Raw genomic sequence first — 26738 nt, 5'->3', positions numbered from 1 at the left:
CGCCCCCCCGCCCCCCCCCCCCCCCCCCCACCCGGCCAACCACCCCCCCGTCGCGCCCCGCGCCCCCTCCCCGGGGCCGGGGCCCCGCTTCTTCGTGCGCCCGGCCTCGAGGGACCCCGGGCGATCACGAAGACGGATGCACCTCTGGTCGGACGGCACAGGGCACGACGAGGGGTGGATGCCGCGGCATCCACCCCTCGTCTTTCACAACTGCGGGCCTGCGCCTAGGTGCCGAGTGTTCCGAGGTACAGCTCGGTCACCTTCGGGTCGTGCAGGAGCTCACGGCCCGTTCCGGTGTAGGCGTCCCGGCCCTGATCGAGCACATAGCCGCGGTCGCAGATCTGCAGGCAGCGGCGGGCGTTCTGCTCCACCATGATGCAGGTCACTCCGGCCTTGTTGATCTCGGAGACGCGGATGAAGGCTTCGTCCTGACGGACCGGTGAGAGTCCCGCCGACGGCTCATCCAGCAGCAGCACCTTGGGGTCCATCATCAGGGCCCTGCTCATCGCCACCATCTGGCGCTCACCGCCGGAAAGGGAGCCGGCGCGCTGCTTGAGCCTCTTGCCGAGTTCGGAGAAGATTCCGGTGACGAACTCCAGGCGTTCCTTGTAGGCCGACGGGTTCTGGTAGAGGCCCATCTGCAGGTTCTCTTCGATCGTCAGGCTGGGGAACACGTTGTTCGTCTGAGGTATGAACCCGACCCCACGGCCGACCAGCTTGTTCGCCTTCAGGCCGGTGATGTCTTCGCCCTGGAGGCTGATCGTGCCGCTGCGGACGTTCACCTGCCCGAAGATCGCCTTCAGCAGTGTCGACTTGCCGGCGCCGTTGGGGCCGATGATGCCGATGAGCTCGCCCTGATGAGCGACGAGCGAGCAGCCGTTCAGGATGTTCACTCCCGGCAGGTAGCCCGCATGCACGTCGTCGATGAAGACGACGGGGGTGGCGGTCGTGACGTCGGTGCTCACTTCTGTTCCCCTTGGTCGAGTTCTGCGAGGCCGGCGGCCTCGATGTCTTCGGCGCTGACCGCCTGCGAAGCCGCGGCATCCGTCGTCGGATCGGCATCGACGACGGAGATGCGTCCGGTGACCACTCCGAGGTCGAGCTCCTGGTGGGCACCGAGGTAGGCGTCGATGACTGCGGGGTTGCGCATGACGGTGTACGGATCGCCCTCGGCGACCACGCGGCCCTCCGCCATGACGACCACCCAGTCGGCGATGTGGCGCACCATGTGCATGTCGTGCTCGACGAAGAGCACCGTCATCCCCTCTTCCTTGAGGTCGAGGATGTGGTCGAGCAGCGACTGCGTCAGGGCCGGATTGACGCCGGCCATGGGCTCATCGAGCATGACGAGCTTGGGCTGCGTCATGAGCGCGCGGGCCATCTCGAGCAGCTTGCGCTGGCCCCCGGAGAGGCTCGCCGCGAAGTCGTTCGCCTTGGTGTCCAGCTTGAACTTCGCGAGCAGGCCCATCGCCCGCTCCTCGATCTCCTTGTCCTGCTTGCGCCAGAGCGCCGGGATCATGCTCACGAAGAAGTTCTCACCCCGCTGACCGGTGGCCCCGAGCTTCATGTTCTCGAGCACCGTGAGCAGGCCGAGGGCCTTCGTGAGCTGGAATGTGCGCACCTGCCCGAGGCGGGCGACCCTGTATGCAGGGACGCCCGAGAGGGACTTGCCGTCGAACGTCCACGTGCCCGTGTTGGGCTTGTCGAAGCCGGTGAGCAGATTGAAGAGTGTGGTCTTCCCGGCGCCGTTCGGTCCGATGAGCGCCGTGATGACCCCGCGCGGGATCTCGAGGTGCTCCACGTCGACGGCGTTGACGCCGCCGAACGAGCGGCTGACGTTGTCGGCGATGATGATCGGGTCGACCTTGGCGACTCCGGGAACCGCGTCGCCGACGTGCAGGCCGGTGGCCTTGGGGCGCTCGACCGGCGCCGTCATGCGACGCTCCACCGGAGCGCCCTCCTGGGGTGAGCCGTCACTTGACAAAGGTCAGCTCCTTCCTGTTTCCGAGCAGGCCCTGAGGCATGAAGATGACGAGCAGCATGAGGGCGACACCCACGAGGATGAAGCGCAGTGTGCCTGCCTGGATGGCGGTCATGAACGGCAGGAACCCCGCCTGCACGAGCGCCGGCAGGAAGTTGCTCAGGAACGTCTGCAGCGCCCAGAAGATGAGCGATCCGAGGAGCGGTCCGAAGACCGTCGCGGCACCGCCCAGCAGCAGAGCCGTCCACACGAAGAATGTCAAGGACGTCACGTAGATGCCCGGGCTGACGGCGGAGGGGAGCGCGTAGACGATACCTCCCGCGCCGGCGAGCACGCCGCCGAGCACGAGCGACTGCATCTTGTAGGCGTAGACGTTCTTGCCGAGGGCCCGCACCGCGTCCTCGTCCTCGCGGATGCCCTTCAGAGAGCGGCCCCAGGGGCTGCGCATCAGCATCCAGACGACGAGCGCCGCGAAGGCGAGGGTGATCAGACCGGTGATCCGCACCCACCAGCCCGTCTCGTTGTACGTCCACGGGCCGAATCCGTAGGTGCCATCGGGGATCGGATTCGAGGCCCGGAAGCTCTGGTGATAGCCGCTGAGGCCGTCGGCGGACCCGGTGACCTCGTCGAAGGCACTCGTGAGGAACAGCAGGCGCACGACTTCGGCGGCGGCGATCGTGACGATGGCCAGGTAATCGCCGCGAAGGCGCAGTGTCGGAATGCCGAGGATCAACGCGAACACGGCCGATGCCACGAGACCGATGAGGGCGGCGAGCCACCATTCCAGGCCGAACGACAGCACCGAGATGGCGTAGCCGTAGGCGCCGATGGCCATGAAGCCCGCGATGCCCATGTTGATCAGGCCGGTGTAGCCGAAGTGCACAGCGAGACCGAGAGCGGCGAGTGCGAACCCGATCGTCGCCGGGCTGATGATCGACGATGCGGTGTTGGAGAGGATCTGAAGCCAGTCCATGTTGCGCCTAACCTATTCTCTCGCGGCGACCGAGGATGCCCTGTGGCCGGAACAACAGGATGACGATCAGAATGAACAAGGCGCTCGCATACCGCAGATCCGCTGGGATCCAGAGGCTGGAGACCTCGACGAGGACCCCGACGATGAGGGACCCGATCAGAGCGCCGAACGCCGTTCCGAGGCCGCCGAGGGTCACGGCGGCGAACATGAGCAGCAGAACCTCAGCGCCCATATCCCACTTGATCCCGGGCCGGAAGTACGCGTAGAGGATGCCGGAGAGGCCGGCCATCGCGCCGGCGAGCACCCATACGACGCGAACGACGAAGTCCACGTCGATGCCCGACGCGGCGGCGAGCGACGAATTGTCGGAAATGGCACGTGTCGCCTTTCCGATGCGCGAGTAGAGCAGCCAGAGCGCGAACGCGACGATGACGATGATCGAGATCGCGAGCGAGACCATGTCGATGACACTGAGCTGCACGACACCGAACAGGGGGATCTTGGCGGCCGAGGCGAACGGCAACTGGCTCGTGCCGCCGCCGATGAAGAACTGGAACGTGTAGCGCAGAGCGAGCGAGAGGCCGATGCTCACGATCATGAGCTGCACGGCCCCGACGCCTTTTCGCCTGAGCGGTCGCCACAGGATCACGTCGAGCACGAGGCCTAGGAGCGCGCTCAGGATCACCGCCACCGGAAAGCCGATCCAGAGGGGAAGGGCGAGCGATGCCGGGCCCACCAGCAGCAGGGCCGCTATCGCGCCGAAGGTCACCATCTCGCCGTGAGCGAAGTTCGAGATCCCCGTCGTGCCGAACACCAGCGAGAGCCCGACGGCCGCGAGCGCGAGCATGAGGCCGAAGCTCACTCCTGTCACGATTCGCTGTACGAACTGGTCGAAGAAGCTGGTGACGTTGCGCACGCCCTCGCCGATGAAGAAGTTCACCGTCACCCGGCCACCGGCTCCCACCGTGACTTCCTTCACGTTCGGGGTGTCATCCCCCTCTTCGACGACGGCGATGCCCTCCGGGAGCGACTCCTCGTCGAGCGTGACGGTGTAGTCCTCGTTGCGCTCGGGAACGCCGACGCGCCACTGGCCGTTCTCGTCGGTCTCGACCTCCTGCTCACCGCCGGGGCCGTCGATCACGAGGATGACTCCTTGCAAGGGCTCCCCATCCAGCTGGACGTTGCCGCTGATGCGGTAGGGATCGTCTTCGGCCGCGCTTGCGGGCGCGGCTGTCAGCACGCCGACTCCCATCAGTGCGGCGAGTACGAGTAGGAACGCAGCGATCAGCCGGGGGAGTCGCCCCGGCGATGATGCGGCGAGAGGGGTATGGGATCCCACGAAACCTCCAGTTGAGATGCCACGACCGAGCGCGGGTCTCGCATCGGCCGTGAGGGAGACTTTATGAGCGTAGTGTGTCGGCCGCGTTTCGAGCGCATGCCGTCCGCCAACCGGTGCGCAAACGTGAGAAAGCCGTGTGTCCCGGCTCCCGGGAATGAGCGAGGGGCACCCGCGCTTAGACTTCTATACAGCGGACTCGCCCCGCGGCTCCGCTGAAGCCTTTACCCTGACGCGCGCGACCCGCGAGAAGGAATCAGCATGGAGCAACCCGATCCGTTCGGCTTCGTCGGACTCACCTACGACGACGTCCTCCTGCTCCCGGGGCACACCGATGTCATCCCGAGCGAGGCCGACACCTCCTCGCGCGTGACGCGCCGCATCACCGTCGCGACGCCGCTCCTCTCGAGCGCCATGGACACCGTCACCGAGGCGCGGATGGCCATCGCCATCGCGCGCGAGGGCGGCCTCGGCATCCTGCATCGCAATCTGTCGATCCAGGAGCAGGCGTCGCAGGTCGATCGTGTGAAGCGCAGCGAGTCGGGCATGATCTCGAACCCCATCACGACCACTCCGGATGCTTCCATCGACGAGGTCGAGGCGCTGTGCGCTCAGTTCCGCATCTCCGGACTGCCCGTCGTCGACGAGGATGGACGTCTGGTCGGCATCGTCACCAACCGCGACATGCGCTTCGTCTCCGGCTTCGAGCGCTCCACCACCCTGGTCAAGGACGTCATGACGAGCGAGGGTCTCGTCACCGCGCGCGTCGGCATCGGCGCCAACGACGTCATCGCGATCTTCGCGAAGCACCGCGTCGAGAAGCTGCCCCTCATTGACGAGGACGGCAGGCTCGCCGGCCTGATCACGGTCAAGGACTTCGACAAGAGCGAGAAGTACCCCCTCGCCACGAAGGACGATCAGGGCCGGCTGCGCGTCGGCGCGGCGATCGGCTTCTTCGGCGACGCATGGGAGCGGGCCGAGGCTCTGCGCGACGCGGGCGTCGACGTGCTCGTGGTCGACACCGCGAACGGCCAGTCCGCGGGCGTCATCGACATCGTCCGCCGGCTCAAGGCAGACCCCTCCTTCGAGCACATCGACATCGTCGGCGGCAACGTCGCGACCCGCGAGGGCGCGCAGGCGCTGATCGACGCGGGGGTGGATGCCGTCAAGGTGGGCGTCGGACCCGGTTCCATCTGCACGACCCGCGTGGTCGCGGGCGTCGGTGTGCCGCAGGTCACGGCGGTGTACGAGGCATCCATCGCCGCGCGTGCCGCCGGCATCCCGGTGATCGCGGACGGCGGGCTGCAGTACTCCGGGGACATCGCCAAGGCGCTCGTCGCCGGAGCCGACTCGGTGATGCTCGGATCGCTGCTCGCCGGCACCGACGAGTCGCCCGGTGAGATCGTCTTCCAGGGCGGCAAGCAGTTCAAGCAGTACCGCGGCATGGGATCGCTCGGCGCACTGCAGACGCGCGGCAAGAAGACCTCGTATTCGAAGGACCGCTACTTCCAGTCCGACGTACCCTCCGACGACAAGCTCATCCCGGAGGGCATCGAGGGTCAGGTCGCATACCGCGGTCCGGTGTCCGCGGTGGCGTACCAGCTCGTCGGCGGCCTGCGGCAGTCGATGTTCTACGTCGGAGCACGCACGATCGACGAGCTGAAGGCCAAGGGCCGTTTCGTGCGGATCACCGCGGCCGGGCTCAAGGAATCGCACCCCCACGACGTGCAGATCGTCGTGGAAGCGCCCAACTACAAGCGCTGACGCGGCATCCGACCGGCGCCCGTTAGCCTGGGCGCATGATCCGTCCGCGGCATCCATCGGCATCGCTCTCGACGACGCGCACGGAGGCGTTCACCGACGGCGTCTTCGCGATCGCGTCGACGCTGCTGGTGCTCGATCTCACGACGCACGGGATGGGGAAGGTGTCCTCGGACGCCGAGCTCTGGTCGGGCCTCGCCGACGAGTGGATGCTGTTCCTCGATTTCGCGCTGAGCTTCGCACTGCTGTGCCTGCTCTGGCTGACGCACGTGCGGCAGTTCGAGCACATCGTGCGGGTGGACAGCACGATGATCTGGCTCAACAACGCCCGGCTGCTGTTCATCGTGCTCGTGCCGTTCAGCACGGGGATGGTGACGGAGTACTCCGACTTCCTGGCGGGTCGTCTTCTGCTGCCGCTGAACTTCTTCTTCGCGATCCTGTTCAGCTGGCTGCAATGGTGGTGGGCCGTTCGGCACCGCGAGCAGATGATGCCCGACCTCTCCGAGGCGGATGCCGTGGGTTACGGCCGCGGCGCGCTCAGCGCGCTTCTGCTCGCGGTCGTCGTGCTCGTCCTCGCGCCGTGGATCGGTTCGATCGCCTTCACGGTGTTCCTCTTCGACGGCGTCCTGACCCGGGCTCTGCGGGGCAAGGGCTCGTGATCGCTTCCTTCCCTCGTGCGGGAGGGGCGGCGTACCGTGGAGGGCATGTGCCGGAACATCCATACACTCCATAACTTCGAGCCGGCCGCGAGCTCCGACGAGGTGCATGCGGCCGCTCTGCAGTACGTCCGCAAGATCGCGGGCACGACCAAGCCGTCGAAGGCCAACCAGGAGGCGTTCGACCGGGCAGTGCACGAGATCGCGCACATCACCCAGCACCTGCTCGATGACCTCGTCGCGGTGGCGCCGCCGAAGAACCGGGAGGAAGAGGCCGCCAAGGCGCGGGCTCGGGCGATCGCATCCGGCCGGTACTCCGCGGCCTGAGCCCGGGCACGACCACGCCGCCTGGGATAGGCTGGTCGGCTCGCCGTCGGCGGGCCGACGGTTCCCGTCGACGGATGCTGCGGCGACGCGGCCGCGGTCAGGATCGGCATGCCCTACATCGACATCACCGGCGTATCGTTCGGTCTGCCCGACGGCCGGCCGCTGCTCGACGAGGTGTCCTTCCGCGTGGGCGAAGGATCGACGACGGCCCTGATCGGCGCCAACGGCGCCGGCAAGACGACGCTGCTGCGCATCATCCGCGGCGATGAGTCTCCCCACGCCGGCACGGTCGCCATCGGCGGCGGGCTCGGCGTGATGGACCAGTTCGTCGGCCACTGGTCCGCCGGCGCCACCGTGCACGAACTCCTCATCGACGTGGCGCCACGACGGATCCGCGACGCGGCACGCGAGCTCGAGGCGGCGGAGGAGGGGATCATCGAGCGCGATGACCTCGAGGCACAGCTGCGATACGCGAGCGCCCTCGCCGATTACGCGGATGCCGGCGGCTACGAGCACGAGACGGTCTGGGATCAGTGCACGGTCGCCGCCCTCGGCGTGCCCTTCGAGCGGGCGCGGTTCCGCGAGCTGGCGACTCTGTCCGGGGGCGAGCAGAAGCGGCTCGTGCTCGAGGCGCTGCTGCGGGGGCCCGACGAGGTGCTGCTGCTGGACGAACCGGACAACTACCTCGACGTGCCGGGCAAACGATGGCTGGAGCAGCAGCTGAAAGCGACGCAGAAGACCGTGCTGCTCGTCTCCCACGATCGGGAGCTGCTGGCTCGTGGCGCCGACCGCATCGTGACCCTCGAGACGGGCGCCGCCGGCAGCACCGCCTGGGTGCACGGGGGAGGCTTCGCCACCTATCACGCGGCCCGTGAGGCGCGGATGGACCGCCTCGACGAGCTTCGCCGCCGGTGGGACGAGGAGCACGCCAAGATCAAGGCGCTCGTCGCCGCGATGAAGGTCAAGGCCACGGCGAGCGACGAGTTCGCGTCCCGCTACCGCGCCGCGCAGACCCGGCTCGCGCGGTTTCAGGCCGCCGGGCCGCCCGAGGAGAGGCCGCAGGCTCAGGACCTTCAGCTGCGGCTGCGCGGCGCGCGCACGGGGAAGCGGGCGGTCGTCGCCGAGGCGCTCGAGCTGACCGGGCTGATGCGGCCGTTCGACCTCGAGGTCTGGTTCGGCGATCGCATCGCGGTGCTCGGGTCGAACGGGTCCGGCAAGTCGCACTTCCTGCGGCTGCTCGCCCGCGGCGGCACAGATCCGGACGGACGCCTCGGTCATCTCACCTCGACCGGCGCCGATCTCGAGCCGGTGGCGCACACCGGCCGCGCCATCCTCGGCGCCCGCGTCGTTCCCGGGTGGTTCGCGCAGACGCACCGGCATCCGGAGTTCGTCGGCCGCACGCTGCTCGAACTGCTGCACCGCGGCGACGACAATCGGCCGGGCATGCCGCGTGAGGCCGCGAGCTCCGCGCTGGATCGATACGGGCTGGTGGCGCAGGCGCTGCAGACGTTCGAGACGTTGTCGGGCGGGCAGCAGGCGCGGTTCCAGATCCTGCTGCTCGAGCTGTCCGGCACGACCCTGCTCCTGCTCGACGAGCCCACCGACAACCTCGACCTGGCCTCGGCCGAGGCGCTCGAGGATGCCCTCGGCCGGTTCGAGGGCACGGTGCTCGCCGTCACCCACGACCGCTGGTTCGCCCGCTCGTTCGACCGGTTCCTCGTCTTCGGCGCGGACGGGGGCGTGTACGAGTCGAACGAACCGGTGTGGGACGAGAAGCGCGTCGCGCGCATCCGTTGATCCCGGCTGCGAGCCCCCGACCACCAAGTTGCCGAAGGGACGCAATCTGCGCGATCCGGCTCTGGATGCCCGCAGATCGGGTCCCTTCGCGGACTGAGGGACGTCGTGTCACGTGCCGGACTGATCGTTCGAATCGGGGACCGGTCGCAGGATCGCGACGGGGATCGTGCGTGCCGCCTTCCTGGCATAGCGGCGAACGGACGGCACGCGCGCCGTTATGAGGTCGTTCCAGACCGCATCGCGCTGCGCGCCGACGTACTCGTGCACCGTCGCAGGGAAGGTCCGTCCCAGTACCTGCACCTCGGTCCGGCCGGCCGCGCGAAGGTTGCGGAACCAGTGCGGATCTCGCCGCGCGCCCGAGGCGGTTCCCCACACGATGTAGCCCCCATCGCTCTCCAGGAACGCGACGCATGTCGAGCGCGGCTCGCCCGAGCGGCGCCCGGGAGTAGTGAGGAGGAGGACCCTCGGCGCCGAGCGGCTGGTCATCGCGCGCCCCTTCGTGCGGCGATAGGACCACACCCCCATCCGGGCGCCGGCGCGACGGAACAACCCCCTGAGTGACATGGATGCCTCCCGCCCCGATTGTCCCACGGGGCGTCCCGGGCTGACATGGCACCCGTCAGCGCAGCCGGAACGCTTGCGCTGCGCGCGCATCGGGATCGAGGGCGAGCCCGGCCAGCACCGTGCCGACACCCGGTGCGAACTTGAAGCCCTGACCAGAGAATCCGGCGCCGACCACGATCCGGCCCACGCGATCGAGCACGAACGCCTCGTTCGGCGTCGATGTGTATGTGCAGCTGATAGGAGAGGCGGTGTCCGCATCGAGCCCGGGCATCCATTCGCGCACGTACCGGGCAAGAGCCTCCGCGTGCTTGTCCGTCCGGAACGGCCGCGCATCCGGATCGACGACGTCGCCGACGGAGTGGAAGCCGACCTTGACGCCTTCGCCGGGCGTCGGCATGCCATAGACGTTGGCCGGCCATGAGCCCGGCGCGACGAAGTGGTTGAACGACGGCCAGGCGCGCGCCGGATCGCGCGGCGTGAAGTGGGCCGGGCTCTCCTCCGTCACCCGCAGCCGCGGGAGGGGAATGCCGTCCAGCACCGAACTCGTCCATGCTCCGACCGTGACGATCACGATGTCGGCGAGGACCGTGCCCGCGGGGGTGTGAACGATGACACCGTCGGCATGCTGTTCGAAGCGCAGTACCAGAGTCTGCCAGCGGACCTCGCCGCCGCCCTCGACGATGCGCCGCTCCATCTGCTGCAGAGCGGCGGATGCGCGGGCCACACCGGCATCCGCGGAGAAGAGGGCGGTGTCCTCGAACCTCATGCCCGGCCAGCGGCGCGACGCCTCTGCGCCGTCGAGCAGCTCGGCGGGGATGCCACGGTGCCGCAGCCGGTCGTGGATCTCGATCAGCCCGGCGCCTGTACCTCCGAGTGCGGCGCCGTCGCCGTGCGAGACGAGCCCGTGCAGCCGCAGCACGGGCTCACCGCCGGGTGCGCCGAGCACGTCCCATCCATCCCGGGCCAGGGCGAGGAGATCGAGGTAGTGCTCATCGGCGTACGCGTTGTTGAAGTTGCGTGTCGCGCCGTGCGACGCGCCGTGGGTGTGGCCGCGCGCGAACTGCTCGAGGACCAGCGGTCGCTCACCGCGCCGCGTCAGCGCCCAGGCTGTCGCCAGCCCCATCACTCCTCCGCCGACGACCACGAAGGGGACGCGTTCGCTCATCCCCCGATCTTCCCAGCCTCGGCCCGGAGCCAGGGGCGCCCTCACTTCCCGGGAGCTGCGGAAGGGACGCAATATGCGCGAATATGCCCGGGATGCGGTCACATTGCGTCCCCTCGCCGGCGAGGGGACGCCGGCGAAGGGGCGGGAGGAGTCGCCGGCAAGGGCGCGGGGGCCAGGCGTACCTCCGGCTGCTCGAGGTTCGCGGGCTCCACCAGCTGCTCTCCCAGGCGTTCCTCCTCGGCGCGCACCCGGTGATCGGGCCTGCGGCCCGCGAGCGCTTCGCCTCGGTGTGGCACTACCTCCGCGAGGCCGGATTCGAGCCGGAGGAAGCGCAGAAGTTCCTCGCGACCGGCATGCTCATCAACACGATGATCGGGCTGAGACTCACCGAGGAGTACGGCTCGGACGCCGGCATGACGGAGCTCTTCAACGAGTGCTTCCCGATCAGCGTCCAGATGGTGCTCGACGCGGCGCCGCGTATCGACGAACCGTGGTGAGACCCTGTTCACTCGACGGTGCCGAAGGGGCGCCATGTGCGGGAATGCGGTGAGGGTAGCCGCCGACCGCGTCCCTTCGCGGTCATTGGTGTGGGCGGCGGAGGGTTCCGGGGCACGGCGGACCCAACGGGTAGGCTGAACGGGTGACCATGGAGATCGAGCTCGGGCGCGGAAAGCGCGCGCGCCGGGCCTACACATTCGACGACATCGCGGTCGTGCCCTCCCGGCGCACCCGCAACCCGGAGGACGTGTCGACCGCCTGGTCCATCGACGCCTTCGGCTTCGACATCCCGATCCTGAGCGCCCCGATGGACTCCGTCGTGAGCCCGCGGACCGCGATCATGCTGGGCAAGCTCGGCGGCCTGGGCGTGCTCGATCTCGAGGGTCTCTGGACCCGCTACGAGGACCCTGAGCCGCTGCTCGCCGAGATCGCGTCGCTGCCCGATGGCGCGGCGACGGGCCGGATGCAGCAGCTCTATGCCGAGCCGATCAAGCCCGAGCTCGTGACCCAGCGCCTCGCGGAGGTCCGTGCCGCGGGCGTCACCGTCGCCGGCGCCCTCACTCCGCAGCGCACGCAGGACCTCTATGAGACCGTCGTCGAGGCCGGTGTCGACCTCTTCGTGATCCGTGGGACGACGGTGTCGGCCGAGCACGTGTCGTCGGTCGCCGCGCCGCTGAATCTCAAGAAGTTCATCTACGACCTCGACGTGCCGGTCATCGTCGGCGGAGCCTCCACGTACACGGCCGCCCTGCACCTCATGCGCACCGGTGCCGCCGGCGTGCTCGTCGGCTTCGGCGGGGGAGCGGCGTCGACGACGCGCGCGACCCTCGGCATCCATGCCCCGATGGCGACCGCCGTCGCCGACGTCGCCGGCGCGCGCCGCGACTACCTCGACGAGTCCGGCGGCCGCTACGTGCACGTCATCGCCGACGGCGGAGTCGGCACGTCCGGCGACATGGTGAAGGCGCTCGCGATGGGGGCGGATGCCGTGATGCTCGGCGTCGCACTGGCCCGGGCGACGGATGCCCCCGGCGGCGGCTACCACTGGGGACCCGAGGCGCACCACCCGAAGCTGCCTCGCGGTCGTCGAGTGAAGATCGACCAGGTCGCGAACCTCGAAGAGGTGCTCTACGGACCCGCCCCCGTGGCGGATGGCACCACCAACCTCGTCGGCGCGCTTCGCAAGTCGATGGCGACCACCGGGTACTCGGACCTCAAGGAGTTCCAGCGCGTCGACGTCGTGGTGGCGCCGTACGTCGCACGGTGACCACCGACGTGACGGCGAGCCGAGCCGAGCCCCCCGTCTTTCCCCCGACCTTGCGCGAGGTCATGCTGCGGCCGCAGTGGCTGCTCATGCTGGCGCTCTGCCTCGTGGTGGCGGGGGTCTTCGCGTGGCTGGGGCAGTGGCAGCTGGCCCGCGCCATCGACACCGACCCGCCGCCCGCGGGCAGAACCGAGCAGGTGCGCCCGATCGCCGACGTCGTGCAACCCGGGGCGTATCTCGAGGAGCCGAGCGTCGGCCAGCGGGTCGAGGTGCAGGGATCGTGGGTGCCGGGTGACTTCTCCGTCGTCTCCTCGCGCTTCAACGACGGCGTCGAGGGGTACTGGGTGACGGGCCAGCTGAGGGTGGCGGAGGAATCGACCGGCCTCGCCGGACAGCCCGTCTCGCTCGCCGTCGCGGTGGGGTGGACCCCGAGTCGCGAAGAGGCGGATGCCGCGGCATCCGCGCTCGACGAGGCCGCGGCATCCGGCGACTCGCTCCAGCTGACGGGGCGCCTGATCTCCGACGAGGGACCGGTGCTGCCGCCTCGCGGCGCCGACCCGCAGGAGATGACGCGGATGTCGCCCGCCGCGCTGCTCGCGCGCTGGCACGACATCGAGGGTCTCGACGTGTACCGGCCGTACCTCACGTCGGACGAGCCGCTCGCCGGGCTGGAGAGCATCTCGTCGCCGGCACCCGCCGAGGCGTCTCCCGTCAACTGGCTGAACATCTTCTACGCGGCGGAGTGGGCGGTCTTCGCCGGCTTCGCCTTCTACCTCTGGTACCGTCTCGCCCGCGACGCGTGGGAGAAGGAGCTCGAGGACCTCGAGAATGCCGCGTCGCCCGACGGGGTGCGGGGGGCTTAGCACCGAGCGGTGCCACGCGCCAGGGGGCCGCGGTGGGGGGAAGCGAACCATACGCTCGTCCTGTGACCAAGAGCGTGAGCATCCTGATCCTCGGCGCCGGCGGAGACCTGACCAAGCGCCTGCTGCTTCCCGGTCTGGCGAGCCTGCTATCGGTGCACGACTACGACGTGCAGGTTCTCGGTGCGGCCAGGGAGGAGCGCACCGACGAACAGTGGCGGCAGCTCATCCGCGACAGCTTCGGGCAGGTCACCGACCCGGCGGATGCGGACCGCTTCCTCGAGTCCGCCCGCTACATCGTCACGCCGGACGTGACCGATGTCGCGCGGCTGCAGGAATTGATCGCTGCCTGTGACCACACGCCGATCATCTACTTCGCCCTGCCGCCCGCGGTCACCGCCGCGGTGTGCGCCGCCCTGCGCCAGGTGGACCTGCCCGAGGGGACCCGGTTGGCGCTGGAGAAGCCCTTCGGCACCGACCTCCGCTCCGCGCGGGCACTCAACCGCCTGATCGCGCAGCTGGTCCCGGAGGAGCAGGTGTTCCGCATCGATCACTTCCTCGGCATGTCGATGGTGCTCAACATCCTCGGACTGCGCTTCGCGAATCAGCTCTTCGAGGCGGTGTGGAACGGTCGCCGCATCGAGCGTGTCGAGATCGTCTACGACGAGACCCTGGGCCTCGAGGGGCGTGGCGGCTACTACGACCACGCCGGCGCTCTGATCGACATGCTGCAGAGCCACCTGCTCGAGGTGCTGGCCCTCGTCGCCATGGAGCAGCCGCCGAAGCTGAACGAGGTCGAGCTCCGCTCCAACGCCGCACAGGTGCTTCGGGCGACGCACGTCTGGGACGACGACCCGGTGGCGAACAGCCGCCGTGCACGCTACACCGCGGGGAAGGTCGGCGACCGGTCGCTGCCCTCCTACGCCGACGAGCCAGGCGTCGACCCCGCCCTCAAGACCGAGACCCTGGCTCAGGTGACGGTCGAGATCGACACCGCCCGCTGGCGCGGCGTTCCGTTCGTGCTGCGCTCGGGCAAGGCGCTCGGCGAGAAGGTGACCCAGGTGCGGGTGCACATGCGCCCGGTGCCCGAGATTCCCGGCTTCGGCGGGGCCCCCGCGCCGGATTCGATCATGCTCGACGTGAAGTCCGGTGCGGTCGAACTCGACCTGACGATGAACGGCAGCGGGGATCCCTTCACCCTCGAGCGCAGCACACTCGTGGCGAAGAAGGAGCCGGGTGATCTGCTGCCGTACGGGCAGGTGCTGCACGGCATCCTGGATGGGGACCCGCTGCTCTCGGTGCGCGCGGACATGGCTGAGGAGTGCTGGCGGATCATGGGGCCGGTGCTGCGGGCATGGAAGAAGGACGAGGTGCCGCTCGAGGAGTACCCGGCGGGCTCTTCCGGACCGGAGGGCTGGTAGCTCAGCCGCCCTGACCGCTCGGCGGATCGCTGTCGGCGGCATCCGCCGGAGTGCTGCCTTCGGCATCCGCCGGGTCGCTGTCCGCGGCATCCGCCGGAGTGCTGCCTTCGGCATCCGCCCTCGCCTGACGGGGCTTGGCGCCGAGGTCCCGGTCTCCGCCCGTGTCAGGCTTCTGCGGCGACGATGGCGCACCGCCGGGCCGCTTCTCCGTGACCTCCGCCTGCTCGCCCTCGGACTCTCCGCGCACGTAGGGCAGCCGGTCTTCCCTGCCGCGCTCTGCCGCGGCGATAGCGTCCGCCGCCCGGACGAGGGTGAGGTGCGACAAGGCCTGCGGGACATTCCCCATCTGGCGCTTGCGAACAGGGTCGTACTCCTCGCTCAGCAGCCCCACGTCATTGACGAGCTGGACCAGTCGGCCCATGAACGCGCGCGCCTCGGCGATCAGGCCCGAGGCCGCGTACTGCTCGACGAGCCAGAAGGAGCACGCCAGGAAGGGATGCTCCCCGCCGGCGAGGCCGTCGACGCCCGTCTCGGAGCGATAGCGCAGCAGCAGGCCGTCCTGCATCAGATCTTCCTCGATCGCCGCGACGGTACCCAGCATGCGCGGGTCATCCGCTTCGACGAAGCCGATCTGCGAGAGCTGGAGGAGCGAGGCATCCACGGCCGTCCCGCCGTAGTGCTGCACGAAGGTGTTGCGCTTCTCGTCGTAGCCGTGGGCAAGGATCTCCTCGCGGATCCGGTCCCGCAGTTCCGCCCAGCGTGACGGATCGCCCGGCAGGTCGAACTCCTCGATGCCGCGCACACCTCGGTCGAAGGCGGCCCACACCATCGCGCGCGAGTGGGTGAACTTCTGCTCCGCGCCGCGGATCTCCCAGATCCCGCAGTCCGGCTCCTCCCAATTCTCCTCGAGGAAGCTCAGCAGCGCGCGCTGCAGCGGCCATGAAGCCCGCGTCTCCTCGAGGCCGGCGGTGCGGGCGCCGTGCAGGGCGACCATGACCTCGCCGAAGATGTCCCATTGCCGCTGGAGGTAGGCGGCGTTGCCGATGCGGACCGGCGAAGCGCCGCCGTAGCCGGCCAGCTCGGGGAGCTCGTACTCTGGGAGGCGCCGCTCGCCTCCGATCCCGTACATGATCTGCACGTCCGCCGGATCGCCGGCGATCGCCCGGAGCAGCCAGCCCCGCCACTCCTCCGCCTCGGCACGGTAGCCGTGCGTGATGAGAACCTCGATGGTGAGCGCGGCATCGCGAAGCCACACGTAGCGGTAGTCCCAGTTGCGGACACCGCCCTCCTCTTCGGGGAGACTCGTCGTGGCGGCGGCCACGATCCCGCCGGTGTCCTCGTGAGTCAGGGCGCGCAGCACGAGCAGCGATCGCTGCACCTGCTCGTCGAACGGCGACGGCGGATTGCTCCGTGCTGCCCAGTCCTCCCACCACATGATGGTCTGCTCGAGGGCATCGTCGACGTCGAATGGCTCCGGAGGTTGACGGTAGGACGGATACCACGTCATGGCGAGGTCGACCCTCTCTCCAACCGCGACATCGAACTCCGACACGTGTCGCAGGTCTTTCGCGCTTCGTCGGGGCCCGCGCACCAGCACGGCATCCGGACCTGCGGTGGCCAGCAGGGCCTTGCCGCCGCCATACGGCACTTGCCGCATCCACGGCGTCGCGGCTCCGTAGTCGAAGCGGATGCGGATCTCCTCGGCGAAGCGCACCCGGCCCCGGAGGCCGCGCACCCGGCGCACGAGGTTCGCCTGGCGGTCGTGCAGCGGCATGAATTCGAGTACCTCCGCCTCGCCGTCGCTCGTGTGCCAAACGGTGCGCAGCACGAATGTGCCGGGCAGGTATTCGCGCTCGACGCGGATGACATCGCTGGCGGGGGACAGGGTCCAGTGACCGGCCTCGGGCGAATCGAGCAGGGCGGCGAACATCGTTGGGGAATCGAATCGAGGCATGCAGAGCCAGTCGATCGCGCCCGAGCGCGAGATGAGCGCGGCGGTGTGCAGGTCTCCGATCAGCGCGTAGTCCTCGATGGGGCTAAGAGGCCGAATCGGCTCGGCCGTCGGGTCGAAGTCTTCGGAGTCGTGCTTCATAGGTCGACGCTATGCCCGCCACGCCTCGCGCGCACCCGATTGCGCTCGCGTCCGCGAAGGCCTATGAGGGTGCGGGCAGGGCGGGGCGCTCGGGAGCCGCGGGTAGACTGGAGGCATGCCCAGGGCCCCCAAACTCGCCAGTTTTCCGGCAATTCGGGGCGCGCTCCGGTTCTACCAGGTCTGCTCGGTCATCACCGGCGTCGGACTGCTGCTGCTCTGCGCCGAGATGGTGCTGAAGTACACGCCGCTGCACGTGGAGCTCTTCCTCGGCGGCTCCGGCGGCTTCCTCTGGTTCGCTCCCGTGGTCGAGGGCCCGGAAGGGCTCGAGTCGACGGGCGACGGCATCAACCTGTCGCTCGGCATCCTGATCGTGCACGGCTGGTTCTACGTCGTCTACCTCTTCGCATGCTTCCGCATCTGGAGCCTCATGCGGTGGCAGTTCTGGCGCTTCCTCCTGCTCGCCTCCGGCGGCATCATCCCCTTCCTGTCCTTCTTCATGGAGGCGGCCGTCGCCCGCGACGTGAAGCGCTACCTCGCCGAGCGCGAGGCCGCGGCATCCGCTTCTCTCTCCGCTCTCCCCGTCGATCGATCCCAGCCCGCCCCGGAAGGCACCCGTTGACCGAGCAGACCTACCCCTCCTCGGAGGGAAGTGCCCCACCCGCGGATGCAGGAGCATCGGAGCAGACCTCGCAGAGGCCCGTCCTCGTCGTCGACTTCGGCGCCCAGTACGCGCAGCTGATCGCGCGGCGGGTGCGCGAGGCCGGCGTGTACAGCGAGATCGTGCCGCACACGGCGACCGCAGCCGACATCGCGGCCAAGAATCCGGTTGGCCTCATCCTCTCCGGCGGACCGTCGTCGGTGTATGAACCGGGTGCCCCGGCGCTTGATGCCGGCGTCTTCGACCTCGGCGTGCCGACGCTCGGCATCTGCTACGGCTTCCAGGTGATGGCGCAGGCGCTCGGTGGCGAGGTGGCGCACACCGGGCTGCGCGAGTACGGCGCGACGGATGCCGCCCTCACGGCCGACAGCGGGGTGCTGCTCGACGGCCAGCCGGCCGAGCAGAACGTGTGGATGAGCCACGGCGATCAGGTGTCCCGCGCTCCGGAGGGCTTCGACGTGCTGGCATCCACCGTCGCGACGCCCGTGGCGGCGTTCGGCAGCGACGCGCGCCGGCTCTACGGCGTGCAGTGGCACCCCGAGGTGAGGCACTCCGACTACGGCCAGAACGTGATCGAGAACTTCCTGCACCGGGCCGCGGGGCTCCCGGCCGACTGGAACAGCGGCAACGTCATCGCCGAGCAGGTCGCGCGCATCCGCGAGCAGGTCGGCTCCGCGCGGGTGATCTGCGGCCTGTCGGGCGGGGTCGACTCGGCCGTCGCGGCAGCGCTCGTGCACGAGGCCGTCGGCGACCAGCTCGTGTGCGTCTTCGTCGACCACGGGCTGCTGAGAAAGGGCGAGCGCGAGCAGGTCGAGAACGACTACGTCGCCGCGACCGGCGTGCGGCTCGTCACGATCGACGCGCGCGAGCAGTTCCTGAACGCGCTCGCCGGCGTCTCCGACCCGGAGCAGAAGCGCAAGATCATCGGGCGCGAGTTCATCCGTTCGTTCGAGGCAGCAGAGCGGGATCTGATCGCCGAAGCCGAGGCCGACGGAGAGCCGATTCGCTTCCTCGTGCAGGGCACGCTCTACCCGGATGTCGTGGAGTCCGGCGGAGGCGCCGGCACGGCGAACATCAAGTCCCACCACAACGTCGGCGGCCTGCCCGAGGACCTGCTCTTCGAGCTCGTCGAACCCCTTCGCGCCCTCTTCAAGGACGAGGTGCGCGCGATCGGCCGCGAACTCGGCCTGCCGGAGGTGATCGTCGGGCGTCAGCCGTTTCCGGGGCCAGGCCTCGGCATCCGGATCGTCGGTGAGGTTACCCGTGAGCGTCTCGAGCTGCTCCGCGAGGCGGACGCGATCGCGCGGGAGGAGCTGACCCGCGCGGGGCTCGACGACACGATCTGGCAGTGCCCCGTCGTGCTGCTGGCCGATGTGCGCTCGGTCGGCGTGCAGGGCGACGGCCGCACCTACGGCCACCCCATCGTGCTGCGCCCGGTGTCATCCGAAGATGCGATGACGGCCGACTGGACGCGCCTGCCCTACGACGTGCTGGCGCGCATCTCGAACCGCATCACCAACGAGGTGCGGGACGTCAACCGCGTGGTGCTCGATGTCACGTCGAAGCCGCCGGGGACGATCGAGTGGGAGTGATCGCGGCCTGAGTGCGCGGGTTGCGTCCGCGGCTTCGGGCCGTCCCTCGTGAGGCAAGAGCGGGGCCCCTACCCCGATTGCCTCACGAGGGACGTCCCTGCGCCGCTCGCGTGAACGCGAACGAGCGGGCGTGGGTGGGGACGGACGTTCGGTGCGTCGCCGGAATCTGCTTGCGGTGGAAACGCTCACGGCAGATACCCGCGCAGCGACGTTCTCGGGGGCGCAGGGTGGTTCCATGGCTGAAGAAAACTCTGTTCTGCGGTTCGGCGCCGAGGCCCGGAGGGCGCTGTATCACCAGCGCGTTCTGGTGCTCGACGGCGTCCTCGACGATGACAACGGCACCCTGCTCGCGACCGAGATGCTCGCCTTGGCGGCCGAAGATGCGGCATCCGACATCGCCCTTTGGATCCATTCCCCCGGGGGGTCGGTGCCGTCGATGCTCGCCATCCGCGATGTCATGCGACTGGTTCCGTGCGATGTGTCCACGCTCGCGCTGGGGATGGCGTGCAGCGCGGGGCAGTTTCTGCTGTCGGCGGGCACGCCCGGCAAGCGCAAGGCCCTGCCGCATGCGCGCATCCTGATGCACCAGGGCTCGGCCGGCATCGGCGGGTCCGCGGTCGAGGTCGAGGTGCAGGCCGACGACCTGCGGCACATGCGCGACACGGTGCTCGGGCTGATCGCCACCGACACGGGGCAGCCGGTGGAGCGCATCTTCGACGACTCCCTGCACGACCGGTGGTACACCGCCGGGCAGGCGCTGGAGTACGGCTTCATCGACGGCATCGTCGAGCGGTTCGACGAGGTGCTGCCGAAACGGCGGTCGACGGTGGGACTGGGGGCGGCGGCATGAGCAGCTACACCATCCCGAACGTCATCGCACAGTCACCACGGGGCGAGCGGATCATGGACGTCTACTCGCACCTGCTCTCCGAGCGTGTGGTGTACCTCGGCACGGGCATCGACGCGGGCGTCGCCAACGCGCTGATCGCGCAGCTGCTGTACCTGGATGCCGACGGCGCGGATCGCGACATCCAGCTCTACATCAACTGCGAGGGCGGCGACCCGAGCGCGATGCTCGGCGTCTACGACACCATGCAGTTCATCCGCTCGGATGTCGCCACGACCTGCATCGGGCAGGCCATCGGCGTCGGGGCGGTCATGCTCGCGGCGGGGGCCGCCGGCAAGCGCTCCGTGCTGCCGCACGCCCGGGTGGTGCTGCACCAGCCGGCCGCGCAGAGCCGGGGGACGATCCCGGACCTGATCCTGCACGCGGACGAGCTCGTGCGCGTCCGGGAGGACATGGAGCAGATCCTCGCCCGGCACACGGGCCGCGACGCGGCGTCGCTGCGGGCGGACACCGACCGCGACCGGGTTTTCACGGCCTCCGCGGCCCGGGACTACGGGCTCGTCGACAACGTGCTGACCGAGCGGGCGCTGGCGGTCGCGCGGGCATAGGGGCGCAGATCTGACGTCGATCGGCCCAGTCGGTCCGGTGTTCACGCGAGTCGCGCGTGCGCATCTCGCGCCGACTCGGGTCGGGGTCTGGGGGTCGCGTGTGCGCGATTCAGGCTGATTGGGGCTGGTGGTTCGGGAGGCGCCGGAATTCCGGGGCTCGGGGAAGCGGGTCTTGCCAGTGAGCCTGAATGCGGAACGCGTGGGCCGGCCAGCGGGCGCCGGCTGTACCCGAGCATGGGGGAGCAGATCCGTCGTCGATCGGCGCAGTGGGTCCCGTGGTTCCGGGGTCTCGCGGTCCCCGCTGAACGGATCTGCTCCGCTGTGCTCGCCGGGCGGAGGTGGCCGCGGCTCAGCCGGCCGCGGACGGATGACCGCCCGGCCACACCTTGCCTGCCCAGGGGTCATAGTCCGCCTCGAGCGGACCCTGGGCTGGACGCTCCTCCTCCGGCACGTGCTGGAGATTGAGGCGCACGCGGTACCAGAGTGAACTGCTGCCGCGCATGCCGTCGACCAGCACGTCGGCCGGATGCAGCTGCGCCACGACTTCGGGGTGCTTCGCCTTCCAGGCTTCGAGAGCCTCCAGCGCCTCCGGCTTGGTCTTCGTGCGCGCTACCTCGATGAGCGGCATGGTCGAGACGCGCTGCCCCGAGCCGTCGCCACCGCGCGGGGCCTTCTCGGCCGGGCCGAGTTCGTCGGCGAGGGCGAGCAGACGGGTGAGATCGCCGACCGCGTCGTCGATGCCCGCCATCGGGTCGCCCTGCTCCTCGAAGCGCCGAAGCACGGTCGGCACGGTGAACTCCTCCGGCCGACGCACCCGCAGCTCGTCCCAGCTCAGGGGCGTCGATACGCGGGCGTCCGGGAGGGGGCGGATCGAGTACGCGGATGCCACGGTGCGGTCCTTGGCGTTCTGGTTGAAGTCGACGAATACGCTCTCGCCTCGCTCCTCCTTCCACCAGCGGGCGGTGGCGAGACCGGGGGCACGGTTCTCGACCTCTCGGGCGAGCGTCTCGGCCGCGAGGCGCACCTGCTTGTAGTCCCACCGGGGCGCGATGCGGATCAGGATGTGGATGCCGCGGGAGCCCGACGTCTTCGCCCAGCCGACCAGCCCGTTATCGGAGAGCACCTCTTGGGCGATGAACGCCACGTCCACGATCTGCGACCAGTCGACGCCGGGCATCGGGTCGAGGTCGATGCGCAGCTCGTCCGGGCGGTCGAGGTCCTCGGCGCGCACCGGATGCGGGTTGAGGTCGATGCACCCCAGGTTGATGACCCACGCGAGCCCGGCGGCATCTCGTACGACCGCCTCCTCGGCCGACGTGCCGCGGGCGTAGTGCAGCGTCGCCGTGTCGAGGAAGTCGGGGTGGTTCTCGGGCACGCGCTTTTGGAAGAAGGCCTCCTGATCGATGCCCTTCACGAACCGCTTGAGCACCATCGGGCGTCCGTATACGCCGCGCACGGCGCCGTCGGCGACCGCGAGGTAGTACTTGACGAGGTCGAGCTTTGTGAGGCCCGGCTGGGGGAAGACGACCTTGTCGGGGTTGCTGACGCGCACCTCGTGGCCGTCGATCTCGAGGATCTCGGCCGCGCTCTTGGATGGGCTCACGGTGCCACGCTAGCCGCGGCGGGGTGGCACCGTAACCCCTCTTGCGCGCGTGCCCGGCGCTATGCGACGAGGGTGAACGCGGCCCGCACGGTTGCGCCCTGCGCCTGGGCCGGAGCGCCCCGGAGGTCGTCGGCGACGGCCACCGTGAGGTCGAGCAGGGTGATGCCCAGTGCACCGAGCACCGCCGCCACCATCTCGCTCGACGGCTCCTTGAGGCCCCGCTCCATCTCGGAGAGGTACTGGGGTGAGACCCCGGCGCGGTCGGCCGTCTCGGTCAGCGTCTCTCCCCGCTCATGACGGAACCGGCGCAGGTGCTCCCCGAGCACGTGCCGCCACAGGGGATCGAGTTCGCGGTGATGCAGAGGGATGATCTCGGCCATGCCCCACGATAGAACGCGGAGACCGCGCCATCCGAGCGCTTCCGCTCTGAGCAGAAATCGCCCGTGCAGGAGCACAGCACGGCCCCGACGAAGCAATGCGCCGCGCCGCACGCCCCGGCCGGTCGATTTCAGGCGCAAGAGAAAGGGCCGTCCCCCGGGGGACGGCCCTTTCGCGAACTGCGTGGACTAGTTGCTGCCGCGTGCGATCGCGAGGATGCGCAGAATCTCGACGTACAGCCAGACGACGGTCACCATGATGCCGAAGGCGCCGAGCCAGCCGTACTGACGGGGGGCGCCGTTGCGGACGCCCTGCTGGATCTGGTCGAAGTCGAGCACGAGCGAGTACGCGGCCATGATGACGACGAAGATTCCGATCAGCACGCCCCACGGGATCCCGAGGAGGAAGCTGGGCTGGCTCAGCACACCGAAGGCGCCGCCGGCGATCGGCACGTTGAAGATCATCAGGCCGACGTTGATGAGCGAGAACACCAGGTAGCCGAGCATCGCGATCATGAAGACCTTCGTGGCCCTCTTCGAAGCCCGCACCTTGCCGCTGGCGAACAGCGCGAGTGTCACACCGACCACGGCGAGCGTCGCGAGCGTGGCCTGCACGACGATGCCAGGCCAGAGGAACTCGAAGTAGGCGGAGATGCCACCGACGAACAGTCCCTCGAAGGCGGCGTAGGCGAAGATCAGCGCGGGGCGCACCTTCTTGCGGGACGTGAAGATGACGACCATCGCGAGCACGAAGCCGCCGAGCGCGCCGATCAGCCACGGCGCGAGGGTCGGTGCAGGGTTCTCCGCGGTGACCGGTGCCATCGTCCAGACCCAGCCCACGACGGCGGTCGCAACAAGAACCGCGAAGAGGGCGAGAGTCTTGACGACCGAGTCTTCGACCGTCATCCGGTTGGTCTCGATGGCGCCGGCCGGGGGCGCGGCGTACATGCCTTCCAGGCGGGCGTTGGCCGCGGCATCCGTGCCGGCCGCCTGGGCCGTCGAGAACTGGGTCGTCCTACCGAGGTTGGCGGCCTGCGGGCCGCCGGGGTAGGTCGATACGGCGCGTGGATCCTGGAACGCCGGGTTGTTGAACGCGGGGTTATTGAGGGCCATGGCCTTCACACACTCCAATGTCAGGGGGTCACAGCTAAGTGCTGTGAATCCACGATACCTGACCGATCCCTTCAGCCGGCTGGGATCTCGCCCAGTGATGCCGCGATTACGCTGAAGGCGTGCCTCGTCGTTCGCCGCTGGTCATCGGACATCGCGGTGCGCCCGGATACAGGCCCGAGCACAGCCGCTCCTCGTACGACCTGGCCCTCGAGATGGGCGTCGACGCGGTGGAGCCCGACATCGTCGTCTCGAAGGACGGCGTGCTCGTCGTTCGGCACGAGAACGAGATCTCCACGACCACGGATGTCGCCGACCGGCCGGAGTTCGCCCACAGGCGAACGACCAAGACGGTGGATGGCGCAGCCCTGACCGGCTGGTTCACCGAGGACTTCACATGGGATGAGCTCGCGACCCTGCGGTGCCGCGAGCGCCTGCCGAACCTGCGTCCCTCGTGCGCGAGCTTCGACGACCAGCAGCCGATCCTGCGACTCACCGACGTGCTCGACCTCGTCCGCCAGGCGTCGCTGGAGCAGGGGCGGGAGATCGGCGTCGTGCTGGAGATCAAGCACGCGACGTACTTCTCCGGGATCGGGCTGGACATGGTGCCGCTCATCGTCGCCGACCTTCGCCGAGCCGGGTGGGCCGATGGGGAGCTCCCACTCGTTCTCGAGGCCTTCGAGTCGACCGTGCTGACGCGACTCCGCGCGCGCGGCATCCGCGGCTCCTACGTCTATCTGATCGAAGCGGCCGGGCGTCCGTTCGACATGGTGGCGGCGTTCGGCAAGGCCGCGCTCACCTACCGGGCGACGATCGAGCCGCCGGGCCTGGACTCGCTCGTGGGTGTCGTCGACGGCATCAGCGTCGACAAGCGCCTGATCCTCGCGCCGGACAAGAGGGGGCGGATGACGGGTCCGACGTCCGTGGTCGAGGATGCGCATGCCCGAGGGCTACGGGTCTTCACCTGGACATGCCGTCCCGAGAATGCGTTCCTCGTGGGTGAATACAGAATCGGCCGCGCGCCCGACGCGGTGGGCGAATACGAGGCGGAGTGGGACGTGCTGCGCTCTACGGGGCTCGACGGTGTCTTCGTCGACCACGCCGACCTGGGCGTGGCGTTCTTCCGAGCCTGACCGGACGGGGGATGAGCATTCTCTCATCTAGGCTGAGCCGGGTGACCACAGGAATCATCGCTCGTGGCCTTCGCCGTTCATTCGCCGAAGTGCATGCAGTGCGGGATGTCAGCTTCGAGGCCCGCCCGGGACGCGTCACCGCACTCGTCGGCCCGAACGGATCGGGCAAGACGACGCTGCTGTTGATGCTCGCGTCGCTCCTGCGTCCGGATGCGGGTGAGATCCGGATCGCGGACGTCGATCCGGTCACCGACCCCGCTGGTGTGCGCAAGATTCTCGGGTGGATGCCCGATGCCCTCGGCGCGTGGCCCTCGCTCACCGTGCGGGAGACGCTCGTGGTGACGGCGAAGCTCTACCGCATCCCGGCGGGCCGGGCGCGCGATCGGGCGGCCAGCCTGCTCGACACGGTGGGGCTCGCGGACCTCGCCGATGCGCCGGCGCGGGTGCTGTCGCGCGGCCAGAAGCAGCGGCTCGGCCTCGCCCGGGCGCTCGTGCACGACCCATCGGTGCTGCTGCTGGACGAGCCGGCCTCCGGGCTCGATCCGGAGGCGCGGATCCACCTGCGCACGCTGCTGCGAGGGCTAGCGGCCGACGGCCGTACCATCCTGATCTCGAGCCACGTGCTGTCGGAGCTCGACGAGCTCGCCGATGACGCGGTGTTCATGGTGCGCGGCGAGACGGTCAGTGGAGACCGCGTCGCCGCGGCATCCACTCGATCGCGGGAATGGCGCATCCGGATCGCGGGAGCCTCGCCCGACGAGGCGCGGCAGGCGGTCGCCGGGGCACTGCCCGGAGCGCCGGCGCGAGTGGACCGGCGCGACATCGTCGTGCCTTTCGCCTCGGAGGTCGATGCCACGCGGGCCCTGAGCGCCCTCGTCGCCGCCGGCGTCGCGGTGTCCGAGTTCGCTCCGGTCACGGGAGATCTGGAGCACACCTTCCTCGACCTCGGCAGCCGCTCCGAGTCCGGCGTGCCCGATCCAAGCGCCCCCGCCTCCGATCCCCACACGCCCGATCCGGGCACCCCCGATCCCCGCACAGGCACAGAAGGAGGGGACCGGGCATGAGCGCCTTCCTGCACGGCACGTGGACCATCGCGGCGCTCGAGGTGCGCCAGCGGGTTCGCAGCCTCGCCTGGTACGTGCTGCTCGGCATCTTCGCCGTGCTGCTCATCATCGTGACGATGCTGGCATCCGCCGCTTTCCTCACCTCGCCCGAACGGTTCCGCGGCACGTACTCCGTCGTCGTCTACTTCGTGCTGCTGCTCGCGGTGCTGGTGACGCCGGCACTCAGCGGCAACGCCATCAACGGCGACCGGGATGCCGCGACGCTGGCGCCCGTGCAGGTCACGCTCGTCACCACCTGGCAGATCATCCTCGGCAAGTTCCTCGCGGCCTGGATCACCGGCCTCGCATTCGTCGCCGTCGCCGTGCCGTTCCTGGCATTCACCGCCATCGCAGGAGGTGTGCCGCCGGGCGTGCTCGCGGTGTCGATCGTGGTGCTGCTCGTCGAGATCGCGGTGGTGGCCGCCGTCGGCGTGGGGCTGTCCGGCATCCTTAATCGGCCGCTGTTCAGCGTCGTCGCCACCTACCTCGTCGTGGCGGCGCTCACGGTCGGAACGCTCATCGCCTTCGGGCTCGGCGGCACCTCGGTGAAAAGCGAAGCCGTCCAGCAGTATCGCGACTATGTCTACGACGCCAACGGGATGGTGAGCGACCCGCCCGTCTGCGGCGAGTGGCAGACGTCGGAGTACGAGGTCCCGCGCCTGGACTACGTGTGGTGGACGCTGACTCCCAATCCATTCGTGATCCTCGCCGATGCGACGCCCATCGCGTTCGACGCGCGGGGCTACCCGGTGGACCTCTTCGGGCAGATCAGCACCAGTGTGCGGCAGGTGCAGCTGCCTCCGGACCTCGAGCAGCGTTTCGACGGCTGCCGACAGGGGGCCTTCAACGAGGACTTCGACACCGCCGAGCAGATCCACGCCAAGACCACCCCGAGCTGGTTCGTCGGCCTCGCGCTTCAGGTCGTGCTCGCCGCGGCCGCACTGGTCTGGGCCTGGGCGCGCACGCGCACCCCGGCCGGGCGGCTCCCCAAGGGCACGCGGATCGCCTGAAA

General features: G+C 69.3%; 25 protein-coding genes. 15 read left to right on the top strand and 10 right to left on the bottom strand.

All coding sequences use genetic code 11. From position 1 onward, the window contains the following. Positions 1–224: 224 nt before the first annotated feature. Genes ACPW96_RS21085 through ACPW96_RS21070 form a run of 4 tightly spaced genes read right to left on the bottom strand, consistent with a single transcriptional unit; the run spans position 225 to position 4293 of the window. Positions 225–965: an ABC transporter ATP-binding protein gene (locus ACPW96_RS21085; RefSeq protein WP_425823273.1), complete on the bottom strand. Its 741-nt coding sequence runs from the start codon at positions 963–965 to the stop codon at positions 225–227. Further along, positions 962–1936, bottom strand: a complete 975-nt coding sequence (locus tag ACPW96_RS21080) for an ABC transporter ATP-binding protein (RefSeq protein ID WP_425823275.1) — start codon at positions 1934–1936, stop codon at positions 962–964. The genes ACPW96_RS21085 and ACPW96_RS21080 overlap by 4 nt, the downstream gene beginning before the upstream one ends. Before the next feature lie 37 nt (positions 1937–1973). Next, on the bottom strand, positions 1974–2954 hold the full coding sequence (locus ACPW96_RS21075; protein ID WP_425823277.1) for a branched-chain amino acid ABC transporter permease: 981 nt from the start codon (positions 2952–2954) through the stop codon (positions 1974–1976). Positions 2955–2961: 7 nt separating this feature from the next. After that, entirely contained in the window at positions 2962–4293 is a 1332-nt protein-coding gene (locus ACPW96_RS21070; protein WP_425885505.1) for an ABC transporter permease subunit, read from the bottom strand. Between the two features lie 258 nt (positions 4294–4551). On the opposite strand from ACPW96_RS21070, the gene guaB reads away from it, so the two are divergent. From guaB to ACPW96_RS21050, 4 genes are all read left to right on the top strand, one after another. Beyond that, entirely contained in the window at positions 4552–6054 is a 1503-nt protein-coding gene (gene guaB / locus ACPW96_RS21065; protein ID WP_425885503.1) for an IMP dehydrogenase, read from the top strand. 35 nt (positions 6055–6089) lie between these two features. Next, positions 6090–6710 (top strand): TMEM175 family protein, encoded by a 621-nt coding sequence (locus ACPW96_RS21060; protein ID WP_425885502.1) that lies wholly within the window; start codon positions 6090–6092, stop codon positions 6708–6710. Between the two features lie 45 nt (positions 6711–6755). Next, positions 6756–7034 (top strand): DUF2277 domain-containing protein, encoded by a 279-nt coding sequence (locus ACPW96_RS21055; RefSeq protein ID WP_425823283.1) that lies wholly within the window; start codon positions 6756–6758, stop codon positions 7032–7034. A gap of 108 nt (positions 7035–7142) precedes the next feature. Beyond that, a complete protein-coding gene (locus tag ACPW96_RS21050; protein ID WP_425885500.1) occupies positions 7143–8831 on the top strand; it encodes an ABC-F family ATP-binding cassette domain-containing protein in 1689 nt (562 codons plus the stop codon). A 108-nt stretch (positions 8832–8939) separates the two neighbouring features. Here the strand turns inward: ACPW96_RS21050 and ACPW96_RS21045 are convergent, their stop codons facing one another. Both ACPW96_RS21045 and ACPW96_RS21040 read right to left on the bottom strand, forming a co-directional pair. Next, positions 8940–9356, bottom strand: coding sequence for a nitroreductase/quinone reductase family protein (locus ACPW96_RS21045; RefSeq protein ID WP_425885509.1), 417 nt, complete (start codon positions 9354–9356; stop codon positions 8940–8942). 94 nt (positions 9357–9450) lie between these two features. Further along, positions 9451–10560 carry an FAD-dependent oxidoreductase gene (locus tag ACPW96_RS21040; RefSeq protein WP_425885498.1) on the bottom strand — a complete coding sequence of 370 codons (1110 nt, stop codon included), beginning with the start codon at positions 10558–10560 and terminating at the stop codon, positions 9451–9453. 251 nt (positions 10561–10811) lie between these two features. On the opposite strand from ACPW96_RS21040, the gene ACPW96_RS21035 reads away from it, so the two are divergent. The 4 genes from ACPW96_RS21035 (at position 10812) to ACPW96_RS21020 (ending at position 14603) form a co-directional block, all read left to right on the top strand. Beyond that, a complete protein-coding gene (locus tag ACPW96_RS21035; RefSeq protein WP_425885497.1) occupies positions 10812–11057 on the top strand; it encodes a hypothetical protein in 246 nt (81 codons plus the stop codon). 149 nt (positions 11058–11206) lie between these two features. Then, positions 11207–12325 (top strand): GuaB3 family IMP dehydrogenase-related protein, encoded by a 1119-nt coding sequence (locus tag ACPW96_RS21030; protein WP_425823315.1) that lies wholly within the window; start codon positions 11207–11209, stop codon positions 12323–12325. Further along, positions 12322–13185 (top strand): SURF1 family protein, encoded by an 864-nt coding sequence (locus ACPW96_RS21025; protein WP_425885496.1) that lies wholly within the window; start codon positions 12322–12324, stop codon positions 13183–13185. Before ACPW96_RS21030 ends, ACPW96_RS21025 begins: the two co-directional genes overlap by 4 nt. A 62-nt stretch (positions 13186–13247) precedes the next feature. Further along, positions 13248–14603 (top strand): glucose-6-phosphate dehydrogenase, encoded by a 1356-nt coding sequence (locus ACPW96_RS21020; protein ID WP_425885495.1) that lies wholly within the window; start codon positions 13248–13250, stop codon positions 14601–14603. A gap of 1 nt (position 14604) precedes the next feature. Here ACPW96_RS21020 and ACPW96_RS21015 read toward each other — a convergent pair whose 3' ends face one another. Next, complete coding sequence (locus ACPW96_RS21015) at positions 14605–16695, bottom strand: glycoside hydrolase family 15 protein (protein ID WP_425885493.1); 2091 nt, start codon at positions 16693–16695, stop codon at positions 14605–14607. 115 nt (positions 16696–16810) lie between these two features. Here ACPW96_RS21015 and ACPW96_RS21010 point away from each other — a divergent pair, with 115 nt between their 5' ends. From ACPW96_RS21010 to ACPW96_RS20995, 4 genes are all read left to right on the top strand, one after another. Then, positions 16811–17314, top strand: a complete 504-nt coding sequence (locus ACPW96_RS21010) for a DUF3817 domain-containing protein (protein ID WP_425885492.1) — start codon at positions 16811–16813, stop codon at positions 17312–17314. Next, positions 17311–18945, top strand: coding sequence for a glutamine-hydrolyzing GMP synthase (guaA, locus tag ACPW96_RS21005; RefSeq protein ID WP_425885491.1), 1635 nt, complete (start codon positions 17311–17313; stop codon positions 18943–18945). The genes ACPW96_RS21010 and guaA overlap by 4 nt, the downstream gene beginning before the upstream one ends. Positions 18946–19180: 235 nt before the next feature. Further along, complete coding sequence (locus ACPW96_RS21000) at positions 19181–19795, top strand: ClpP family protease (protein ID WP_425885489.1); 615 nt, start codon at positions 19181–19183, stop codon at positions 19793–19795. Further along, the gene (locus ACPW96_RS20995) at positions 19792–20400 is read left to right on the top strand and encodes a ClpP family protease (RefSeq protein ID WP_425824005.1); all 609 of its coding nucleotides are present in this window, start codon (positions 19792–19794) and stop codon (positions 20398–20400) included. The genes ACPW96_RS21000 and ACPW96_RS20995 overlap by 4 nt, the downstream gene beginning before the upstream one ends. Before the next feature lie 349 nt (positions 20401–20749). Here ACPW96_RS20995 and ligD read toward each other — a convergent pair whose 3' ends face one another. From ligD to ACPW96_RS20980, 3 genes are all read right to left on the bottom strand, one after another. Next, a complete protein-coding gene (gene ligD / locus ACPW96_RS20990) occupies positions 20750–22003 on the bottom strand; it encodes a non-homologous end-joining DNA ligase (protein ID WP_425885487.1) in 1254 nt (417 codons plus the stop codon). Positions 22004–22062: 59 nt separating this feature from the next. Beyond that, entirely contained in the window at positions 22063–22383 is a 321-nt protein-coding gene (locus ACPW96_RS20985) for a helix-turn-helix domain-containing protein (RefSeq protein WP_425885486.1), read from the bottom strand. A gap of 186 nt (positions 22384–22569) precedes the next feature. Next, positions 22570–23493 carry a Bax inhibitor-1/YccA family protein gene (locus tag ACPW96_RS20980; protein ID WP_425885507.1) on the bottom strand — a complete coding sequence of 308 codons (924 nt, stop codon included), beginning with the start codon at positions 23491–23493 and terminating at the stop codon, positions 22570–22572. A gap of 119 nt (positions 23494–23612) precedes the next feature. Here ACPW96_RS20980 and ACPW96_RS20975 point away from each other — a divergent pair, with 119 nt between their 5' ends. The 3 genes from ACPW96_RS20975 to ACPW96_RS20965 are packed head-to-tail and all read left to right on the top strand — an operon-like array spanning position 23613 to position 26736. Next, positions 23613–24623 carry a glycerophosphodiester phosphodiesterase family protein gene (locus tag ACPW96_RS20975; protein ID WP_425885485.1) on the top strand — a complete coding sequence of 337 codons (1011 nt, stop codon included), beginning with the start codon at positions 23613–23615 and terminating at the stop codon, positions 24621–24623. 41 nt (positions 24624–24664) lie between these two features. After that, positions 24665–25687, top strand: coding sequence for an ABC transporter ATP-binding protein (locus ACPW96_RS20970; protein WP_425885483.1), 1023 nt, complete (start codon positions 24665–24667; stop codon positions 25685–25687). Beyond that, positions 25684–26736, top strand: a complete 1053-nt coding sequence (locus ACPW96_RS20965) for an ABC transporter permease (protein ID WP_425885482.1) — start codon at positions 25684–25686, stop codon at positions 26734–26736. The genes ACPW96_RS20970 and ACPW96_RS20965 overlap by 4 nt, the downstream gene beginning before the upstream one ends. The last annotated feature ends 2 nt before the right edge of the window (positions 26737–26738 follow it).

This window comes from Micromonospora sp. DT81.3, from assembly GCF_049847225.1.
Classification (GTDB): Bacteria; Actinomycetota; Actinomycetes; order Actinomycetales; family Microbacteriaceae; genus Microbacterium.
The sequence above is the reverse complement of the archived record's forward strand: the minus strand, read 5'-3'. Positions and strand labels throughout refer to the sequence as shown.

What these genes read in the sequence shown, in the direction of transcription:
- ACPW96_RS21080 (WP_425823275.1), bottom strand. Translation starts at nt 1,936, where the DNA reads ATGACGGCGCCGGTCGAGCGCCCCAAGGCCACCGGCCTGCACGTCGGC.
- ACPW96_RS21075 (WP_425823277.1), bottom strand. Translation starts at nt 2,954, where the DNA reads ATGGACTGGCTTCAGATCCTCTCCAACACCGCATCGTCGATCATCAGC.
- guaB (WP_425885503.1), top strand. Translation starts at nt 4,552, where the DNA reads ATGGAGCAACCCGATCCGTTCGGCTTCGTCGGACTCACCTACGACGAC.
- ACPW96_RS21060 (WP_425885502.1), top strand. Translation starts at nt 6,090, where the DNA reads ATGATCCGTCCGCGGCATCCATCGGCATCGCTCTCGACGACGCGCACG.
- ACPW96_RS21055 (WP_425823283.1), top strand. Translation starts at nt 6,756, where the DNA reads ATGTGCCGGAACATCCATACACTCCATAACTTCGAGCCGGCCGCGAGC.
- ACPW96_RS21050 (WP_425885500.1), top strand. Translation starts at nt 7,143, where the DNA reads ATGCCCTACATCGACATCACCGGCGTATCGTTCGGTCTGCCCGACGGC.
- ACPW96_RS21045 (WP_425885509.1), bottom strand. Translation starts at nt 9,356, where the DNA reads ATGGGGGTGTGGTCCTATCGCCGCACGAAGGGGCGCGCGATGACCAGC.
- ACPW96_RS21040 (WP_425885498.1), bottom strand. Translation starts at nt 10,560, where the DNA reads ATGAGCGAACGCGTCCCCTTCGTGGTCGTCGGCGGAGGAGTGATGGGG.
- ACPW96_RS21030 (WP_425823315.1), top strand. Translation starts at nt 11,207, where the DNA reads ATGGAGATCGAGCTCGGGCGCGGAAAGCGCGCGCGCCGGGCCTACACA.
- ACPW96_RS21015 (WP_425885493.1), bottom strand. Translation starts at nt 16,695, where the DNA reads ATGAAGCACGACTCCGAAGACTTCGACCCGACGGCCGAGCCGATTCGG.
- ACPW96_RS21010 (WP_425885492.1), top strand. Translation starts at nt 16,811, where the DNA reads ATGCCCAGGGCCCCCAAACTCGCCAGTTTTCCGGCAATTCGGGGCGCG.
- ACPW96_RS21000 (WP_425885489.1), top strand. Translation starts at nt 19,181, where the DNA reads ATGGCTGAAGAAAACTCTGTTCTGCGGTTCGGCGCCGAGGCCCGGAGG.
- ACPW96_RS20995 (WP_425824005.1), top strand. Translation starts at nt 19,792, where the DNA reads ATGAGCAGCTACACCATCCCGAACGTCATCGCACAGTCACCACGGGGC.
- ACPW96_RS20985 (WP_425885486.1), bottom strand. Translation starts at nt 22,383, where the DNA reads ATGGCCGAGATCATCCCTCTGCATCACCGCGAACTCGATCCCCTGTGG.
- ACPW96_RS20980 (WP_425885507.1), bottom strand. Translation starts at nt 23,493, where the DNA reads ATGGCCCTCAATAACCCCGCGTTCAACAACCCGGCGTTCCAGGATCCA.
- ACPW96_RS20965 (WP_425885482.1), top strand. Translation starts at nt 25,684, where the DNA reads ATGAGCGCCTTCCTGCACGGCACGTGGACCATCGCGGCGCTCGAGGTG.